The sequence below is a fragment of the Ktedonobacter sp. SOSP1-85 genome, from assembly GCF_016587415.1.
Classification (GTDB): Bacteria; Chloroflexota; Ktedonobacteria; order Ktedonobacterales; family Ktedonobacteraceae; genus Ktedonobacter.
The window spans coordinates 169,816-187,592 of record NZ_BNJI01000001.1 but is presented as its reverse complement, the minus strand read 5'-3'; the positions used below and the strand labels follow the sequence as shown (position 1 = coordinate 187,592).

17 protein-coding genes and 2 pseudogenes are annotated in these 17,777 nt (G+C 51.8%); 11 read left to right on the top strand and 8 right to left on the bottom strand.

Going from position 1 to position 17,777, the window contains the following annotated elements:
• Nucleotides 1–199: 199 nt before the first annotated feature.
• The 4 genes from KTE_RS00910 to KTE_RS00895 all read right to left on the bottom strand — a co-directional run bounded on the left by KTE_RS00910 (nt 200) and on the right by KTE_RS00895 (nt 2,869).
• A complete protein-coding gene (locus KTE_RS00910; RefSeq protein ID WP_201377437.1) occupies nt 200–502 on the bottom strand; it encodes an SDR family oxidoreductase in 303 nt (100 codons plus the stop codon).
• 2 nt (nt 503–504) lie between these two features.
• On the bottom strand, nt 505–1,461 hold the full coding sequence (locus KTE_RS00905) for an NADP-dependent oxidoreductase (protein WP_236600214.1): 957 nt from the start codon (nt 1,459–1,461) through the stop codon (nt 505–507).
• A 310-nt stretch (nt 1,462–1,771) separates the two neighbouring features.
• Nucleotides 1,772–2,002 carry a dihydrofolate reductase family protein gene (locus tag KTE_RS00900; protein WP_201377434.1) on the bottom strand — a complete coding sequence of 77 codons (231 nt, stop codon included), beginning with the start codon at nt 2,000–2,002 and terminating at the stop codon, nt 1,772–1,774.
• A 150-nt stretch (nt 2,003–2,152) separates the two neighbouring features.
• On the bottom strand, nt 2,153–2,869 hold the full coding sequence (locus tag KTE_RS00895; protein ID WP_201377431.1) for an alpha/beta hydrolase: 717 nt from the start codon (nt 2,867–2,869) through the stop codon (nt 2,153–2,155).
• 412 nt (nt 2,870–3,281) lie between these two features.
• Here KTE_RS00895 and KTE_RS00890 point away from each other — a divergent pair, with 412 nt between their 5' ends.
• The 3 genes from KTE_RS00890 to KTE_RS00880 all read left to right on the top strand — a co-directional run bounded on the left by KTE_RS00890 (nt 3,282) and on the right by KTE_RS00880 (nt 7,135).
• A complete protein-coding gene (locus KTE_RS00890) occupies nt 3,282–3,539 on the top strand; it encodes a hypothetical protein (RefSeq protein ID WP_201377428.1) in 258 nt (85 codons plus the stop codon).
• 1,478 nt (nt 3,540–5,017) lie between these two features.
• Entirely contained in the window at nt 5,018–5,911 is an 894-nt protein-coding gene (locus KTE_RS00885) for a transposase (RefSeq protein WP_201377425.1), read from the top strand.
• A gap of 52 nt (nt 5,912–5,963) precedes the next feature.
• Nucleotides 5,964–7,135 (top strand): IS3 family transposase gene (locus KTE_RS00880; RefSeq protein ID WP_374226764.1). Its coding sequence is split into 2 segments (ribosomal slippage): nt 5,964–6,219 and nt 6,219–7,135, totalling 1,173 coding nucleotides; the frame shifts between segments, so codons are not numbered across the junction.
• A 604-nt stretch (nt 7,136–7,739) separates the two neighbouring features.
• Here KTE_RS00880 and KTE_RS00875 read toward each other — a convergent pair.
• Complete coding sequence (locus KTE_RS00875) at nt 7,740–7,952, bottom strand: IS1 family transposase (RefSeq protein WP_201377423.1); 213 nt, start codon at nt 7,950–7,952, stop codon at nt 7,740–7,742.
• A 398-nt stretch (nt 7,953–8,350) separates the two neighbouring features.
• On the opposite strand from KTE_RS00875, the gene KTE_RS00870 reads away from it, so the two are divergent.
• The 5 genes and pseudogenes from KTE_RS00870 to KTE_RS00850 all read left to right on the top strand — a co-directional run bounded on the left by KTE_RS00870 (nt 8,351) and on the right by KTE_RS00850 (nt 13,306).
• Nucleotides 8,351–9,355 carry a GlxA family transcriptional regulator gene (locus KTE_RS00870; protein ID WP_201377421.1) on the top strand — a complete coding sequence of 335 codons (1,005 nt, stop codon included), beginning with the start codon at nt 8,351–8,353 and terminating at the stop codon, nt 9,353–9,355.
• Nucleotides 9,356–9,773: 418 nt separating this feature from the next.
• Entirely contained in the window at nt 9,774–11,252 is a 1,479-nt protein-coding gene (locus tag KTE_RS00865) for a PAS domain-containing sensor histidine kinase (protein ID WP_201377419.1), read from the top strand.
• A 289-nt stretch (nt 11,253–11,541) separates the two neighbouring features.
• Nucleotides 11,542–11,751: pseudogene (locus tag KTE_RS00860) on the top strand (phosphohydrolase); the annotation flags it as partial.
• Between the two features lie 65 nt (nt 11,752–11,816).
• Nucleotides 11,817–12,068, top strand: a pseudogene (locus tag KTE_RS00855) (IS6 family transposase); the annotation flags it as partial.
• Nucleotides 12,069–12,757: 689 nt separating this feature from the next.
• Complete coding sequence (locus tag KTE_RS00850) at nt 12,758–13,306, top strand: IS6 family transposase (RefSeq protein ID WP_236600212.1); 549 nt, start codon at nt 12,758–12,760, stop codon at nt 13,304–13,306.
• A gap of 470 nt (nt 13,307–13,776) precedes the next feature.
• On the opposite strand, the gene KTE_RS00845 is transcribed toward KTE_RS00850, so the two are convergent.
• Together KTE_RS00845 and KTE_RS00840 are read right to left on the bottom strand one after the other, a co-directional pair.
• Nucleotides 13,777–13,935: a MarR family transcriptional regulator gene (locus KTE_RS00845; RefSeq protein ID WP_201377415.1), complete on the bottom strand. Its 159-nt coding sequence runs from the start codon at nt 13,933–13,935 to the stop codon at nt 13,777–13,779.
• On the bottom strand, nt 13,932–14,168 hold the full coding sequence (locus KTE_RS00840; RefSeq protein ID WP_201377411.1) for a hypothetical protein: 237 nt from the start codon (nt 14,166–14,168) through the stop codon (nt 13,932–13,934). Before KTE_RS00840 ends, KTE_RS00845 begins: the two co-directional genes overlap by 4 nt.
• Before the next feature lie 187 nt (nt 14,169–14,355).
• Here KTE_RS00840 and KTE_RS00835 point away from each other — a divergent pair, with 187 nt between their 5' ends.
• The 3 genes from KTE_RS00835 (at nt 14,356) to KTE_RS00825 (ending at nt 16,447) form a co-directional block, all read left to right on the top strand.
• Complete coding sequence (locus tag KTE_RS00835; RefSeq protein ID WP_201377408.1) at nt 14,356–14,655, top strand: hypothetical protein; 300 nt, start codon at nt 14,356–14,358, stop codon at nt 14,653–14,655.
• 115 nt (nt 14,656–14,770) lie between these two features.
• Nucleotides 14,771–15,520 (top strand): vWA domain-containing protein, encoded by a 750-nt coding sequence (locus KTE_RS00830; RefSeq protein WP_201377405.1) that lies wholly within the window; start codon nt 14,771–14,773, stop codon nt 15,518–15,520.
• A 15-nt stretch (nt 15,521–15,535) separates the two neighbouring features.
• Nucleotides 15,536–16,447, top strand: a complete 912-nt coding sequence (locus KTE_RS00825) for a serine/threonine-protein kinase (protein ID WP_201377402.1) — start codon at nt 15,536–15,538, stop codon at nt 16,445–16,447.
• A 28-nt stretch (nt 16,448–16,475) separates the two neighbouring features.
• Here the strand turns inward: KTE_RS00825 and KTE_RS00820 are convergent, their stop codons facing one another.
• A complete protein-coding gene (locus KTE_RS00820) occupies nt 16,476–17,777 on the bottom strand; it encodes a toll/interleukin-1 receptor domain-containing protein (RefSeq protein ID WP_201377399.1) in 1,302 nt (433 codons plus the stop codon).

The following is a 17,777-nucleotide window of genomic DNA, read 5'->3' as shown; positions in this document are numbered from 1 at the left end:
TTCAAGCCCTTCTGTCGAGAGGGCTTGCGAGAGGGCTTGAGCAAGGGTATGCTTGCTCATAGGAACTGTCGGGTCCGAAAGGCGACAGGAACGTTTGTTGCTCGAGGAGGAACCTGCCCATGTGGTACGCAGGCATCAACTGGGCTGGCGAAAAGCACTACACCGTGGTTATCGATGATGTTGGCCATCAGAGTGGCACTTATTCCTGTTTGACGAGGTAGTGTACACCAGCTTTTCTGGCTTCCTCAGCCCATAGCTGCTCGGTCGCCAAGAGATGCGCAGTGACGGGGGAAAGAAGAGAGACGCGCTCGATTCCCTGAAGCGCTTTATGGACGCTTTCTCGCGCTGTCATATCTCCTACAAATGTTTCTACGCCCTGCGCCTCCAGCTTTTCAGCAACAGATGGTTTACGCACGAAGGCACGCACTGGGATCTTCCGTGCCAAGAGTTCTTTCAGGACGGCATTCCCAACAGCACTCGTTGTGCCTGTCACCAGCATCATGGTCATCTCCTCCTTTCCTCGTCCTCTACGCGCAAAATGATTTTTCCGCGCGTGTGCCCTTGTAGGGCCTGCTCAAACGCCTGGGATGCCTCTGAGAGCGGGAAGACCCGCTCGGTGATTGGCCGGAGCTGGCCTGTATCTATCAGGTCCCCGATGTCTATGAGCTGTTCTCGATTGGGCTTGACGACAAAAAAGAACGCACGCACACCAAAGGCGGCTGCCTGCTCTTGGGATGGGGGGCTAAACACACTCAGGAGCAGTCCGCCCTTCTTGACGACGCGCCAGGAGCGAGCTACTGTCTCACCGCCTATGGTATCAAGCACCATATCAACATCACGCACCACATCCTCGAAACGCGTGGTGGTATAATCAATGATCTCATCGGCTCCCAACGTGCGGAGGAATGCATGATTGCGTGCAGAGGCTGTCGCGATTACAGTGGCACCAGCCCACTTTGCCATTTGAACCGCCATGCTTCCCACGCCACCAGCGGCACCATGAATGAGAAGAGATTGCCCACTGGTCAGCCCTGCGTGTTCAAAAAGCGCTTGCCAGGCTGTCAGTCCAACCAGGGGGACTCCGGCTGCCTGGATGTGCTCAAGGGTTCGTGGCTTGGGCGCCACATCAGTCGCGCGTGCGACAGTGTACTCCGCAGCCGCGCCATCCCGCCAAAATTCGGTGAGCGCATAGATAGCCTCTCCTACAGCCACACCAGTGACGTCGGATCCTACTTCAACGACCTCACCAGAAACATCATGACCTGGTATGGGATGCTGACGTTCGATACCAGCCGGTGTTTTCCAGGTTTCTGACCAGGTAGGTTCCTGCCACATCACACTTGTCGCATGGACACGAATCAGGACTTCTCCTACTCCTGGCTGAGGTTGCGGTGCATCTTCGAACACACATTGATCGGGTCCGCTCTGACCATAGAGGCGAATAGCTTTCATCTCTTCCATGTCTCCTTGTTCTTCCTCATTCTTCCAGCGCATTTCCAGGCTGATCTCTCCAGCAAGACCGACACATGACCCAACGAAATGCCGCAGACGCCGAGAAGTCTTGAGCTAAAGGGGAGCTTCTGAATGGATACGTACCTGCATGTGGCTCCGAAGTGCTTTCCCTGGCAAAATTATAGAATCTTCCTACAAGGGCCATTTTCTATGGAAGGTACGGAGCCATTTTGCTATGCCAGGTTTTGGAACTGGTCTCTCTATGGCGAACGTGCCCTTGGCCGGAGAGGTGCGTTCATCCCCCATCTGTTGCTTCTGTTCATGCCTTTCTCACGCGGAAACGCAGGTTGGCCAGTTGCTCTGCTTGTGAGACGGCTATCGTCTCTAAGGCAACCTGTTCGCCCGCCTTTCGGGCAAAGAAGCGGACACCATCACCGAGCAAGATGGGCGCTACATGCACGAGGATCTCGTCAATCAGCCCTGCCTCGAGACACTGACGGGCAAGGCTGGCATCGATGATCAGCAGATTCTTCCCCTCTGCGGCTCGCAAACCTGTCGCAACTGCGGATCGAATGTTCGACGATATTTGAGCCGAAACACGAGAATTCGGTGCGAATGTTAGGAATCAACCGGCTCTTTCAAAGTGAAGTCGCGCCAGAAGCGACCTGTTGCACACCCATATTGTAAATTCGATGGCAGCTTAGATCACCGACCCCTTAACTCCTTGCACGGCTTTTTTGATGAGCTCAGCCACCGCATGTGGCTGCGAGATGTAGATTGCGTGACTGCCCGCTACCTCGACGACGGTCGAACCTGCGCGCTTGGACATGAAACGCTGGACTGGCGGTGGGATCATCTTGTCATCTGTGGCGACCAGGTACCAGCTCGGCCTGCTCTTCCACGCTGGCTCGCTGATCATACCGTTTAGCGCCTCCTCGCCCCACGGGACCTGCGAATCGGCCATGAAGACGGCCTTTTCTTCGTCCATGTCAGCCCCAAACGAGGCAGGGAACCGGGCCTTGTCTTGGTACAGATAGCCATCTTGGGGTGGAAGTATTGAGGATGCAGGCGTGCCAGGCTGGGCATCTTTAAGAAGTGTGGACACGGACTCGCCCGTGTCGGGGGCAAAGGCTGCGATATACACAAGTCCCACGACCTGTGGATCGTTGCCAGCTTCGGTGATCACCGCTCCTGCGTAGGAGTGGCCGACGAGAATCACCGGGCCGATCTGCGCGTGAACAATGCGTTTGGTGGCGGCGACATCGTCGGCCAGCGAGATCGTTGGATTCTGGACGATGGCGACAGGGCAGCCGTCCTTCTTCAGGATCTTATAGACGCCCTCCCAACCGGACCCGTCCACGAAGGCACCGTGGACAAGGGCGATTGTTATTTCCGCCGGATGAGATACTCCAGCCATGATGATTTCCATTCCTTCATGAGATGAGGACTGGTCCGCTGGTCGCCTCCTTCACATACGATATTCCCTTTTATTGGTCAGCACACGTGCTATCATAGGGAAAACCATCGTAGCGGTGGGAGGGAGTCACTTGGCCTTGCCCTCCCGCTTACCCCAGTCAGGCGTTGATCCGCATGCAGGACACATCCACTCGCTCTGCGTCGAGCTCTTATCTGCAGGATTACATTATGAGCCATTTACTATTACTATACACGAGGGAGGGTAGGATACGTGGACGTGGTCTATCACTATGAGCGATTTTTCCACCTATCCTGGCCCTCCCTCAACATGAGACGAACCATTTTGCCGTGAATTTACAAAAACGGTGCACAACGATCCACTCCAGAGGCGGTTTCTCAAGTAACCAATAGTTGTGCTGCTCAACATCCGCGCTGATTTTCCATGTTTCGCCTCAAAAATGGGTCTTGGTCACTTTCGAAACGTCATGCGTCGTGGACGCACCACTCCCAATGAGGTGCGACCTCAGAAGATACTGGTGGCGAAGTCCGATACGCCAGATGCTTCAGCCAAGCATGAAGCATCTGGCGAAGCCCTCCAAGTGGAGGAGCGACATTATGCCTGGCATATCGTGCAGATGTTAAAATATCGTGCATATCAGTGGAAGATGTAAACGTCTTTCACACATTCCGATTCAGAGAATGTTCTTACCAAGCCACGTTCATGTGGCTGGGAGGACTTCGCCACCAATATCACTTTCGGTGGAAAAACACAGCAAAAGATCACGGCAGAAGCCACCCAAGCTCTTTCTTTTCAATTGTTTATGAGCTTAAACACTGAAATTGAGCAAGACCCAAAATCTGACCACTCTTCGCTTTTACTACCATCTGTCGACAAGGAGTATGGCTCCAGAAGCAGTGTCTCACTCTCAAAGGGTGTCAATTCACAGGAGCATGGATGGAAAATGTTCGCCCCGGCTCTTTTCAAGATTCATGAGGAGACGGGGGCTCCTCGCTTCTTGAGGTTCCGTTGGAGCATGAAACTGGTGAGATTTGCACTCAAAAGGACGAGGGCGACCCCATAGCAGAGAAAGATGTTGATCAGGGCAACTCTGAACTGTCCCCGGCAATACGCACTGGGCACACCACACTGACCATTTGACATTGCATCAGCCTGGGAGGCAAGAGGAAGATAATATGCATAGATCCCTGCGATTACACATAATCCTGTCCCGATTGAGAGGGGGATCAGGAGTTTATTTCGTCTCTGTATAGTAAATGGAACGAACACACCCAGATAAAGTGGAAAGAGGGGAAGAAGGGAAGAATTGAGAAGCGCAGAAGTAATAAACTGTGCAAACGGAGAGGGGAGCATATCTACATGTGTCACAAAAAAAGCAAGAAGGAGGCCACAAGTGAACGCAACAGCCAGACGGGCGAACACTTGTATTATTGTAGGCAAGCGTCTCAGTGAGTGTACCAATCTACGACGCTCAGGAGTTATTTGTGGCTTCCTCATAGGTCGCGACATTTTTCTCTCCGTTCTGAAGATAGTCTTCGACAGAAAAACAGTCAACATCTCAATCTCTTTCTCTTCTTAAGAACGGTTTTGTCTTGCCAAAAAGCACAGGAGGATTTGAAAAGAGGTCTCCGTTTCGGGCCATGTACCATTTACAACAATGAAGAGTGAGACACTGCTTCTGGAGCCATACTCCTTGTCGACAGATTAGCAGTGCTCACTCTTCACGCCGATTGATCACGCGTTGCCCGAAAACCTGATCACTCTTCACCTTATACGGTAAACTTGAGACGAGGCCCTCCTACTGAGGGCACTAGGAAGTGAGTCAACTTGCTAGGCTGGACTTGCTTGGGAAAGCGCATTTTCGCCACTCGGCTCGACCGATAAAATAAGAATGAGCTTCCCAGGCATGTTCCTGGACACCAATGATGATTGGAAGGACGCGCTTCGAGCGCCAAGTATAAGGACACGCATCCTCCAGGAATGTCTTGCCGAGAAAGAAAGGATTCTCCATATGTGGTTTGCCGGCATCGACTGGGCTGATAATCACCATGACGTCGTTGTGATTGACGCAGCGGCCCATAAAGTCGCCCAGCTTCGCATCGCGCATACCCCCAAGGGGTGACGAAGTTGGTGAACTTCTTGCGTGAAATTGCACCACTCGATCAAATCGCCTGTATCATCGAAACCAAGCATGGTCTGCTCATCACCGCTTTGTTGGAGGCGGGAGTCCCTCTCTATCCTGTCAATCCAAAAACCATTGATCGCAAACGCGTGGCCTCTCGAGCCAAGACCGATCTGATTGATGCCTACTTGCTGGCCAAACATGGTCGCTCTGAGTTGGAGGATCTGCGGCGATTGGAACCCGATAGCCCGATTATTGCTGAACTAAAAGCCTTGACGCGTGATCAAGACACCTTGATCCAGATGCAAACCCGCCTGGTCAATCAACTGACGGCTTGCCTCAAAGCCTACTACCCCGTAGCCTTGACGTTGTTCACCAAGCTTCAGCAAAAGACGACGTTGGCTTTTTTGCAGACCTATCCTACACTCCAAGCCGCTCAGACGGCGACGGAAGAAGAGCTCTGCGCTGCCCTCAAGCAGGCGTGTCATCCAATGTACAAGAAGGTGGCGGCTAACATCTTTGAAGCCCTTCGCCAACCCAGTCTTCAAGCGGATTCGATCACCATTAAAACGAAGTCCCGCTTGCTGCTAGCTCTGGTAGCACAACTGCTCCCTTTGGTGGAGCAAATTGCGGCTTACGAGAAGGAGATTGTGCAGCTTTTTTTGACACACCCAGACAGCCAGATCTTTGAAAGTCTCCCCGGAGCTGGCAAACGGTTGGCACCTCGTTTGCTGGCGGAATGGGGAGATGATCGCAAGCGGTACACCAACCCAAACAATATCCAGGCGCTAGCTGGAACCTCGCCAGTACCCTTTGAGAGTGGCAACTACGCCAAAGTCCATCAGCGGTTTGCTTGTATCAAGCCGCTTCGGAACGCTTTCTATGATCCTGCCCCGATTTGATAGAGTCCCCAAAGCTGAGATATACTCGATCAAAATCAGGAAGGGGATCATCATGGCAAAGGTCCAAAAAGTCTACACACGAGAATTCAAAGAGGAGGCCGTGCGGCTGGCCCAAACTTCAGGGAAGCCCATTGCCCAGGTAGCCAGAGAGCTGGGGATCTCAGACACGTCCATTCACCAATGGCGTAAGGAACTAGCGCAGCACGGTAAAGAAGCGTTTCCAGGCAGTGGGCACCAGACCCCATTAGAGGAGGAAAATCGCCGACTCAAACGTGAACTGGAAAGAGTCCAACAGGAGCGTGATATCCTAAAAAAAGTAGTGAGCATCTTCTCGCGGGATTCCAAATGAAATATCAGTTCATTGAACAACAGAAGCATGAATTCCCCATCGTCGTTCTGTGCAACGTGCTTGGAGTCTCGGAAAGCGGCTTGTATGCTTGGCGCAAGCGTCCTACCTGTCAGCACAAACGAGAAGATGCTCAGCTTACTCAAGAGATTCGGCAGGTCTTTGTCACCCATCGAAGCAGGTATGGAAGTCCGCGCATCCATCGTGAGCTGAGAGATCAAGGGCGAAGAACTTCTCGCAAACGAGTGGCCAGGCTGATGCGAGAGGCGGACATGAGCGCCAGGCGCAAACAGCGCCGGATGCTGACCACCCGCCGAGATACTTCTCACCCAGTGGCCCCCAATGTCTTACATCGAGCGTTTACGGCCACAGAGCCCAACAAAAAATGGGTGACCGATATCACGTATATCCCGACAGTACAAGGATGGCTCTATCTTGCCGTGATCCTGGACGTGTATTCGCGCGCAGTCGTGGGATGGTCCATGTCAACCAGCTGCGATGAAACGTTGGTGGAAAGTGCTTTGAAGATGGCTGTGGCCCGACGTCGTCCTCCAGCAGGATTGCTGCATCACAGTGATCGAGGTTGCCAGTACACGAGCCACGCCTACCGTCAGCAACTTGAACTACTTGGCATGGTGGTCAGCATGTCCCGCAAAGGCAATTGTTGGGATAATGCCGTGATGGAATCCTTTTTCGTTTCACTCAAAGAGGAATGTGTAGGCAGTACCGTCTATCCCTCTCATGAACAAGCCAGATGCGCGCTCTTTGAGTACCTGGAAGTCTACTATAATCGGCAAAGACGCCATTCGACTCTCGGCTATGTGAGTCCACTCATGTACGAACAATGTGGAAACCAGCAAACGTTACGTAACGTTTGACGTATTACTATTTATCATAATAGAATAGAAACGTTAACGTTACGTAACGTAGAAACGTCTTCCATCCTCTCAGCTCCAATCGGTGAAGGCTCTACGAAAACGGGTCAAGGTCACTATCAATTTGCCTGGCAAAGTACCCAGCAAGAAGCATGGGCCAAGGATTACTACGAGCGGAAGCGCAAGCAAGGAAAGAGCCATAGCATGGCTCTACGTGCTTTGGCAAACATTTGGGTACGTATCGTGTTTGCCATATGGCAACGAGGCGAAGCCTACCAACGGGAAATCTTTGAAGCTGCTCGAGTGCATCATGCTCCCAGGGCTGCTTAGAAGGGCTTGTCTTTGACGAGGTTAAACCGCCTCTTTTCTGACCTTGAACTGAACATACCCTTCTCAGATCATGCAAGCGGCGCGGGATTAAGGGAAGCGAGAGCAGCCTTGCATCACACCGACGCATGATATGCTTCCTCATGCTCAATTAAAAGAACTCCTGCTTTTCCCTGCTTCATGTCTTCACGCCACCTTTTCTTCTTGATGAGTTTTTAGGGCTTGACATAGAAGTTCTTATTTACCAGGTGAGAGGCGGAATCTGCTTAGCGTACAGTTTTCAGGTTTGGATGCGCTGACCCCTACTACGTTCTTCGTAGGCCCGTAAAATCTCCTCGCGACGTTCCTCGGGGTAACCATTGGAGGTTGGATCTTCCCGACTTTGCCGATGACACACTCGGCAGAGGTATTTTTGTTTGCTGTTGGGAACTCGCCCATTACGCACTAGCGCCTCGCTCCGACAATGTGTACAATGGAGTGCGATCGTTACCATAAAAATCCTCATCCTTGAAATTGATGGCCTTTCTACTCTATCACATCATTCCCACTTTGACCACTACCTAACCATGCTCATTCTCGTCCCTACGAAAGTCGTGGAAGAGGCGTTTGGACATGCCAGGGCCTGGGAGCGTTATCTGGAACGAGGAATGGGTGTATCACCAGATGATAATGCTGAGGATGAAGAGGAGACGATTCCCGAAGTGCCAGCATTTGGCTCTGCAACCCTTTCCGCCATCTGTCGCTTCTGGCGAGATCCGTCCTTTTTTTTGCAGAATTTGCCCCTAGCAAAGCCCCTGGCTACGGTATATACTCGGTTCATCCCCTCTCAAGGGAGGGCTGATGTAGACATGTTTTCCTCGTGGTGTATCTCCGTGGAAGGGAGATATGGAGATGATGCACGTTCAGAATCAAAGCCCACTGGGGTCAACTGACAACAGAGTGCGGCGCATTGTGTTTTTTGTGCCCCCTCATGTGCATTTGCTTGACCTGGCAGGTCCTGCGCAGGTGTTTGATACTGCTCTCCGAGCAGGAGCGCCTTATACGTTGCACTATTGTTCCCCCCAGGCGATACAGGAAAGCGCACAGGGGATGGTTATCGCCCACCTTACCCCTCTTGCTTCTATCACGAGGGGGGATTTGATCATCGTGCCAGGAATGGAGCGGGAATCCTTTTCCTTAGAAGCGGCTCTGCCCGATCAGGAGACGTGCGATTGGCTTCGTTCCGCTTCTCAGGCTGGAGCGCACATCGCATCCATCTGTACAGGTGCCTTTACTCTAGGAGAAGCAGGGCTACTCGATGGCCGACGTTGTACGACCCATTGGGCGTTGGTGGAAGTACTACAAGCACGCTTCCCTCGCGCGCGAGTGCTCGAGAATGTATTGTTTGCCCATGATGGGACGATTACCACCAGTGCTGGAATTGCCTCTGGTATTGATCTGGCGCTGGCATTTCTGGAACATGCCCAGGGGCCGATGTTTGCAGCCCAGGTTGCGCGCCATCTGGTGGTGTATATGCGGCGCAATGGGTGCGAGCCGCAACGGAGCATCTATCTGGAATATCGTACTCATCTCCATGCGGGCGTTCACCGCGTGCAAGATTACCTGATTAGTCATGTGGCGGAGCATGTTTCGCTTAAGGAGTTGGCCACCATTGCCAAGGTCAGTTCTCGGGAATTGAATCGTGCTTTTAAGGAGGCCACAGGGCTGACCCCGATTCAATATCATCAACGACTGCGTCTGGAACTGGCAGCGACGTTGCTCGCGAATCCCACCCTCCGTGTCGAGGATGTCGCACTACAATGTGGATTTGAGGACGTGCGGCATTTTCGCCGGCTCTGGCAAAGACGCTTTGGTTTACCGCCCTCGTTGAGCCGTACCTTTCCCCACATCGCCTAGGAGCATGCTCCTTGCGCAGTGGGGAAAAGAAACAAAGAAGCATGGCCCTGACAGACCACATTCCTGTCCTGTTTGTCGGAGATGGAATCCGTTGAGGTTCCCTCTTTACGCTCTTTCCAGCCAACCGGACATAGAGCTGGCACAAACAGAAGCACTGGGCTGCTAGTACTTTCCATGAGAGCTGCTTTCGCGAGATGTCCTGGGGAAAGAGCAACCTAATCAGGGTGTTTTTTCCATGCGTTTGCGTCTCCTCTCTCTCATACACCTTGTTTTTCACGCCGATGACCATGCCTCGTGACAATGGCTCTGATGGCGAAAATGTTGGGGGAGGACGTTGAAGTATACGATGTAAGAGGAAGGGTAAGAACGCTTCATTCACACAAGGGATTGGGCACGTGAAAGGGAACAAGACCACGCTATGCTTAATGACACATCTCCAACGGGTGCCTCGCTCGTACCACCTCTTGACCTTTCAACGTTCTTGAGGACCATTCCAGAACTGGTTTGGACAGCACAGCCAGATGGTCGGATCGAATATGTCAATGCTTGGGGTTGCCGTTTATTGCAAGCCAACTTTGAGCAGTTACGGGATGATGGGTGGCGCCAATTTGTGCATCCCGAGGATCTTGAACGGACGCTGGCTCTGCGACAACATGCGTTCGAAACAGGGGACCCCTATGAGGCTGAATTTCGGCTCAGGGATGGTCAAGCAGGGACCTATCGCTGGTTTCTGGCTCGTGCGCTCCCAGTACGTGATACCGCAGGGCAGATCACCCACTGGCTCGGCATCAGTACCGATATCGAGAAGCAGAAATGGAGAGAGGAAGCCTTGTGCCAGAGCCAGGAGCGAGTGCGTGCCTTGGTAGATTCGAATATTATCGGAATCATCGTCGCAGAAGGGGAAGAAATTGTGGAAGCCAATGATACCTTTTTGCGGATGACTGGATATAGCCGAGAAGATCTGCTTCAGCGAAGGATAAACTGGGTTCACATCACAGCGCCAGAGGATCTTGATCGTACCCGGCAAGCTCATCAGGAACTCGCACACTATCAGTCAATGCAGCCTTATGAGAAAGAGTACGTGTGTAAGGATGGCAGCCATCTGCCCGTGCTCGTAGGAGGCGTCGTCTTCCCATATGACCCATCTCAAAGTATCTACTTTGTGCTGGATAATTCCGCACGCAAAGAGCTGGAGCAGCGCAAAGAGAACTTTCTGAGTATGGCAAGCCATGAGCTTAAGACACCGCTGACCGCCGTGAAAATGCGGATCCAACTGGCAAAAACACGCCTGATGAAACAAGGATATCATGAAGCGGCTGCGGTGCTCGCAAAGGCGGAGGGATCAGTGAAGCTCCTTGAACGCCTGATAAAAGAGTTGCTTGATGGATCCAGAATCCAGGCGGGGAAGCTTGAATATGTTCAGGAGCCAGTAGATCTGGAGGCATTGCTCTCTGAGGTTGCGGATACCATGCAGCAAGTGAGTGCGACCCATCCCATCGTGGTGCGTGGGACCATCCCATGCACGCTCATCGGAGATAAAGGGCGTCTCGAACAGGTCTTCATCAATCTGATCAGCAATGCGATCACGTATTCTCCTAGCGCCACCACGATTGAGATTGATTGCCATGTTTCCAGTGAGGCCGTCACGGTCAGCGTGCGTGATCACGGCATTGGCATTCCGCAGGAACTACACGAGAAAATCTTTGAACGCTTCTATCGTATCTCTGACCTGAGCCAGCGGGCGGTCCCAGGCCTGGGGATGGGACTCTACATTGTGGCGGAGATTGTCAGGCATCATGGAGGTACAATACAGGTGGAGAGTGAGGCTGGGAATGGATCAACCTTTCATGTGATGCTTCCCCTTAAAAGACTCCGTACGGTATTGCCAAGGGGATGAATAGAGAAGGTGCCAGAGCCAGGAAACGCTTCTTTTCAGAAACGGTTGTGTTCCAAAAATAGAAGCGGGCAGAGCAATATGGGGAGCAATTGTATGTGCTGGAGGAGGTTCGCGCAAAAAAGCCAGGAATATCGCGCTGCAAGCAGCATGATTGCCAGAGTATCTTCAATGTTCTCAGTTTCAGCAAACGAGTGTTGCGTTCTCTTCGTGCAAAAGCCACCCCACAAGCTCAGGACGCTTTTAAAAAACTGAGCCTGGATGTGGGGCAAATCCAAAGGAGCATGGTCATATGACAAAAAACATTGCTAGTATCATCGTTCCGGATAGTCAATTGGCAAAGGATGCCGCAGATCTGCTTCACGAATATGGCAGTTCACTCTTGTGGAACCATTCGCACCGGGTATTCCTCTTTGGATCACTCTTCGGTCGTCAAGAGAAACTGATGTACGATCCTGAGCTGCTGTATATTAGTGCATTGTTTCATGATCTTGGTCTCACCGGTTATGTTGCAAGAAGTAAGCAGATCGCTAAATTTGAGAGAAAAGAGCAAAAGAGGGCCTCGTTATGACAGATCAGCATCCATTCAAATGGCGTCACTTCCAATCCGATATTATTCTCCTGTGCGTACGATGGTACCTCCGCTATGCTTTGAGCTACCGGGACTTGGAAGAAATGATGGCTGAGCGGGGGCTTTCGGTCGACCACACGACGATCTATCGTTGGGTCCAACGCTATGCCCCGGAGCTTGAGAAGCGCTGCCGTCCGCGTCTCCAAATGACGACTGACTCCTGGAGGGTTGATGAAACGTACATCAAAGGTGCGACAAGAACTTGGCTACTGACATTATCTGAAGCAAAGGAGATTTCTTCTTTGGTAGGATTCAGGCTTTCCCCCAAAAGCCTGATGGCTACAGGCGTAGCTTCCGGTTGAGCAGTCGGAGGTGAAAGAGCTGCCTGGACAATGTGGACGAGAGGAGAAAACTCTCTCTCCTCACTCGGTTTGCTAGCCAAAGATGAAACTGGGTGACGTAAGAAAGCTCTGTTTGACGGGTCGTTAAGGTCCACACGGTGAGGGGAGAGTCGCCCCACAAGGGACAACCGTGAGTGGGAGGTATGGTGTACGCTTTGATTACACCAAAACGTTGGTTTTGTTTTTTTTCAGCAAGAGGCGATGTTACAGGGGTAGAAACGCGCCTCCCTTCCACGGCAGACGAGACGTGTCTGTATTCGGCCTAAAGGAGCCACCCAAAGGTCATCGTAGGATGTCAGGGTCCAAACTTGTGAGAGGTGATCTCTTCGCCTGTAACACTTGCGAGACAGGCAAAGATAGCTGCATCCGATGGAGAGATCATCAGTCAGAGCCATCATAGTACCCTTTGAAAGCCAGCTAATGACTGGACTGCGGGGAAGGATGGCAGCGGTTCTCGTTCAAGGAGGGGTGAGAGGTCTGGATACGTAGGACCGTTTGATTACCCTAAGAAAGAACAAAAGACCGCGGAGAGCCCGTTGCAGCGACGAGTTGCACGGCGGGTTCGGCGGAGGGGATGCGGAAACAGATGCTTCGTAAGAAGCATACTGCGCCGTGTCCCTATCCAATTCAAGAAGGAATGGATCTATCTCTATCGAGCCGTTGACTCGCAGGGCAATACACTCGACTTCGTACTAAGTTCGACCAGGGATGGGGAAGCCGCCAAGCGCTTCTTGCTGAAAACACTTGCCGCCCCTCATTGCAGCGAACCACGCATCATCAACGTGGACAAAAACGCCGCCTACCCCAAAGCCTTTGCTGCGTTGAAAGCAGAAAGGTACCTTCCTGAACACTGCGCATTACGGCAGGTCAAGTATCTCAATAATCTGATTGAACAAGACCATCGCTTCATCAAACGGTTGGTGAAGCCGGGGATGGGTTTCTTCTCGTTCGAGACGGCCTGGCGAACACTGCAAGGATTCGAGATGATGAACATGATGCGAAAAGGACAGCTACAAGGGGTAAACAAAGGAGACGTGAAAGGTCTGGTTGCCTTGGTTACCAGGCTCTTTGGAGAGGTTGCCTAAACAGAACAAAGGGAGACATTCTCTGCTCATCTTATTTTTTTCATCATTCTTGCAACACAACCGTATATAATACTGCCACCTCGGTATAGACATCCTGTGGATCACTGTACATCTTTGCATTACTGTAAGTCATAAAAAACCTTCATTCTGCTTTTACTTCAACATGCAACTCTTTCGACTTTCGCCAGTCGAAAGAGCGAAGAACAGATGTGTATCAATCCGTTTTCTGCCATGCTCACAAGAAATCTTCTTGTGGTCTGCGAGTGTGCTGGTACATCCCCTCATCATCTCGCTCACATAGCCAGCGCTGGCTATGTGCTAGTAATGCGATTCCCTGCGCAAAGTGGTTTACATGTAAACCACATGTGCAAAAAAAACATCCCGGTCCAAGAGCACAATCAAACATACATACCGGATGATAGAGCATCTGTTGATTCTCAGGGGAATTACCCCTCCAGACACGCAGAAACTCATGCTTCATGCTCCGTTACTGCGTGTGCGGCCAGCCCAGCGCATTGTTCGGTCAGAGAGGTCACATGCATGCGGCCATCCTGCGGGTCGGTCTGCCGCTCGGCTAACCGGCGATCCTCCAGGCGGTTTAGCAACCCAACGATGGTTCCTTTCGTCATATTGTCTCTGCCTGGTAGTTGGCACGTCCGATCTCAGCACGACTTGCTCCTCCAAGCCTCGCAATAAGCACGAGCAACGAGAACTGCGGAGCATTGACGCCGTGAGACCGAAGTGCCTGATCATACATATTGGTGATGATGCGCGATATTCGGCGTGTGCGCGTCAGTAGGCAATGACGAGTGATCCCGCCAACCACGCCGGTATCGGCTGTCTCAGTCTCAGTGCTCATCATCCTGGTCTCCAGTATAGTGTATATACAACATACTGTCAAGGCCTGGTGCTGCGCTGCGGCTTTTCGGTTTTCCCGAAAAGCGTGAAGGGGAGATCGCCGGCGGAGTGTCACTACACATGCTCAAGTGGCTATGGGAGCTCGATAAACGGGTCTCCATCCTTGCGGATGAAAGAAAGGAATGAGTGCTTTGAAATGCACAGCCAACTTGTGCATCCCCTATATTATCTTTCTGAAAGATGTGCTGCTGCTCTGTTCTGATGGCTTGTTGGAGATGACTTGTCCTCCTCTCATAGAAGCCCTTTTGCAAGATGCGACTCTTTCTTCAGAGCAGATCGTCTTCTTGGCCTTGCAAGGTAGGGGTCTGAACAACATTTCTGCGGCTGTTGCCCAGGTATCGATCATTGACATCAGCGCGCTGGTCACTACGCTTCTCCCTCCTTCCCAGCAACCCGGTACGTTCCTGCCTTCTAAGTACTCCCTGCCATAAATGCGAAGTACTCTGATGTAAGGTAGAAGGCCAGACGAGGGCCACAAAGCTCGCTTCTTGTTTGTGGCAGCCTGTACTAAGTATATAAGGATGGATGAATAGGAGATTAAGAGATATGTTCTATACTCAGCCCGCAACATTCCTGACACCTGCTCTCGTGGTTTATCTGATAGATGCGAGCTATTCCATGAACGATTCTTGCGGTGCCACAACAAAAATAAATATTGTGAATCAGGCGCTACGCGAAGCGATAAAAGATATGGTTCGTCGTTCGATGCGTGATGGGATTGTGCTACCGCGTTATAAAATTGCAATCATTGCCTATAGTACTGAAGTTGTGGATGTGCTCGATGGGATTTGTGATCTTCCAGATCTGGTAAAACATGGCATTCCAGTCATCAGTGCTGATGGCGAGACAGATACGGCAGCAGGTTTCACAGCAGTAGAGACCTTACTACAAAAACATCTCGCGAATCTTCAGACCAGCCCTGCTCCTATTGTTTGCCACTTAACCGATGCCTTAATTACGATGAGCTCCCCGGTTCCCGTTGTGCGCCGTATACAGGCCATGGCTGTAGAAGATGGCCCGGTTCTGGTAGAAAATGTCTATGTCGCGGACAATATGCTCCGGTCTCCTGTTGAGGATTGGAGTCAATGGCCCGGTGTGAGCAAACCAAAACAGTTGACCAATGAGTACGCCCGCTTTCTCTTGCAACTCTCTTCTCCTCTCCCCGAAACCTATCGCCAGAATATCAATAATTATGGTTATAGTATGCAGCCAGGTGCCGCTCTTTTCTTTCCGGGCACTCACACAGAGCTTGTGCGGCTTGCCTTTGCCATTTCAACGGCAACGCAGCTCAAGTAGGCAGGAGTGTAAGCGATGGCGAAATTTCGTCCTTCTGCTGGCCTGATTCTCGCTGTGGGAGAGAGAGCTTTCGAGTTTGTCCCCCATCCTTTGTTCTCCGATGAGAGCGATTCTGTGTTTGTAATGGAGGGGGGTGAAGCTCTTATCTATCAGGTGCGCGATGTGACAACAAAGAGCCTCTATGCTTTGAAGTTTATAAAACCTGCATATCGCAGTGAACATATTGCGCGTGTGACAGAGACAGTAAGGCGCTCCTCTGATATCCCTGGTTTCTCTATGCCCAATCGCATCTGTCTGACAATGGCTGAATACCCAGACCTGCTTAAGACCTATCCGGATTTGGAATATGCTGTCTTAATGCCCTGGTTGGTTGGGAAGACCTGGTCAGGGTTGATGCTGGATCAAGCTGCGAGTGCTCGCTATACCTTGCAACAGGCATGCGCCCTTGCCGCGACGGTTGCTCAGCTTCTACAGAAGCTTGAGTCTCTGCACTTGGCGCACTCTGACATCGCTGGTGGAAATATTTGGCTTTCTCCCGACCTCAAGCGCGTCCAATTCCTGGACCTTGAGGGTCTGTATATTCCAGGAGTACCCCCACCGCCATTCTACAGCCGGGGTACTCCTGGCTATCAGCATCACCATCTTGGACCACGAGGGCAGTGGTGCCCTGAGGGTGATCGTTTTGCTGGAGCCATTTTGCTGACGGAAATATTGACCTGGTGGAATCCTCGTGTGCGAGCATGTGTTGCTGATCAAGCCGAGACGCTTTTTCAGCCTGCTGAACTCCAGACGAATAGAGCGTCATGCTGGTCTGAGGTGCGCAATACCTTGTGGTCCATTCGTCCGGGTCTGCTCTATCTCTTTGATCAGGTCTGGTCTTCTACTTCCCTTACTGAATGTCCTGACCTTGCCTCCTGGTCTATCTGATTGCATTCAATGCGCTGCGGGTCATGCCTCAAAGCGTCCAGACTTGTGCATTGGTCAAGGTGACGCTCGTGCTCTGTGAAAAGGAAACGGCCATAAAGCCAAGCTGGCCTTTAGCTGAAAAGGTATCGCGGGTCTGTGCAAGAAGTTGCTTGTTGACATAGAGAAAAATCAGTGGCCCCTGAGCTATGACTGTGAGGAGCGTCGTGTGCTTGAGCGCAGGATCGATACCATGTAAGATAGTCTGGCTCGTATCGGTCAGGTCATACGATCCATCGATACCAACATGAAAGCGGTAGCCGTAGTCCCCATTCTGAGCACGGAAAAGGAGTCCGCCGCCATCGTGATTGGTCCCAGAGAGGATTGTCATCCGCGCCTGAAAAGCAAAATCGGAGAAGAGAAAGGTCCGCTCAAAACATGTCTGTAAACCAATGCTTCTTTGCGCTGGCATAGAAGCCTGATAAGCACTGCCCGTAAACTGACATCGATTTCCCTGATCCCAGTTAGCCTTATCCTGTTGACCCAAATCAGAACGATAGAATGCCGGACGGCTTGTCACTGCATCGTACAATTGCACTGGTGTGAGCTTGGTGGCATCGATAGGTGCCGGCGTTGTGGGAGCCGCCAGCGTTGTGGGAGTCGAAGGAGGCGACTTGACAGAAGCTGGACTCCAGCGGAGAAAGGCAGTTCCACCTGCAACGAGAAGCACCAGTACCAGTACCAGAGCAAGCGAGAAGAGGATGAACCGCGAACGGAGCGGTACATAGGCACGTCGTAGAGGGCGAATAGGACGATCCCTGACATCGGCTTGCTGGAGAGAAGCACCAAAGGGCTTTTCCCCAGCCCCTGTTGGCATTGGGGAGCCTACGGGCGGTCTGTGCGAAGCTGGTGGTGGAGCATAGGAAACTCCATTGGTATCTGTGAGGCCCAAATACAGACGGAGCCTTGCCAACGCTCTTGGATAATCCTGGCTTGCATCGAAACCAGACGCCGCCATGGCTGACGCAAGGGGAGCTGTTTGTTCCTCCGCTTCGTCGAAAGTGCGAGCAATCACGAATAACACACCTGCCATCCGGCCCTCTTGCACATGCTTGAGTGCGGTATCCACAATCGCTTGCATGCGCGGCGATTGGAAGGCTTCTGGCGTCTGTACTACAATAAGTTGTTGGGACTGCGGCAACTTCTCGTTGAGAAACTGCTCGAAGGCCGTGTCATGAATGTCAGTACTGTCCGTCGTAATCTCGGCACCATAAGCTTGAAGATCGATGGTAAGTTTTGTTGCAAAAGTTTTATCTGCTGGCTCATAGCCTATAAAAATGCGAAGTGCAGTCAT

What these genes read in the sequence shown, in the direction of transcription:
- KTE_RS00910 (WP_201377437.1), bottom strand. Translation starts at nt 502, where the DNA reads ATGATGCTGGTGACAGGCACAACGAGTGCTGTTGGGAATGCCGTCCTG.
- KTE_RS00905 (WP_236600214.1), bottom strand. Translation starts at nt 1,461, where the DNA reads ATGGAAGAGATGAAAGCTATTCGCCTCTATGGTCAGAGCGGACCCGAT.
- KTE_RS00895 (WP_201377431.1), bottom strand. Translation starts at nt 2,869, where the DNA reads ATGGCTGGAGTATCTCATCCGGCGGAAATAACAATCGCCCTTGTCCAC.
- KTE_RS00875 (WP_201377423.1), bottom strand. Translation starts at nt 7,952, where the DNA reads ATGGTAACGATCGCACTCCATTGTACACATTGTCGGAGCGAGGCGCTA.
- KTE_RS00870 (WP_201377421.1), top strand. Translation starts at nt 8,351, where the DNA reads ATGATGCACGTTCAGAATCAAAGCCCACTGGGGTCAACTGACAACAGA.
- KTE_RS00865 (WP_201377419.1), top strand. Translation starts at nt 9,774, where the DNA reads ATGCTTAATGACACATCTCCAACGGGTGCCTCGCTCGTACCACCTCTT.
- KTE_RS00845 (WP_201377415.1), bottom strand. Translation starts at nt 13,935, where the DNA reads ATGACGAAAGGAACCATCGTTGGGTTGCTAAACCGCCTGGAGGATCGC.
- KTE_RS00840 (WP_201377411.1), bottom strand. Translation starts at nt 14,168, where the DNA reads ATGATGAGCACTGAGACTGAGACAGCCGATACCGGCGTGGTTGGCGGG.
- KTE_RS00830 (WP_201377405.1), top strand. Translation starts at nt 14,771, where the DNA reads ATGTTCTATACTCAGCCCGCAACATTCCTGACACCTGCTCTCGTGGTT.
- KTE_RS00825 (WP_201377402.1), top strand. Translation starts at nt 15,536, where the DNA reads ATGGCGAAATTTCGTCCTTCTGCTGGCCTGATTCTCGCTGTGGGAGAG.
- KTE_RS00820 (WP_201377399.1), bottom strand. Translation starts at nt 17,777, where the DNA reads ATGACTGCACTTCGCATTTTTATAGGCTATGAGCCAGCAGATAAAACT.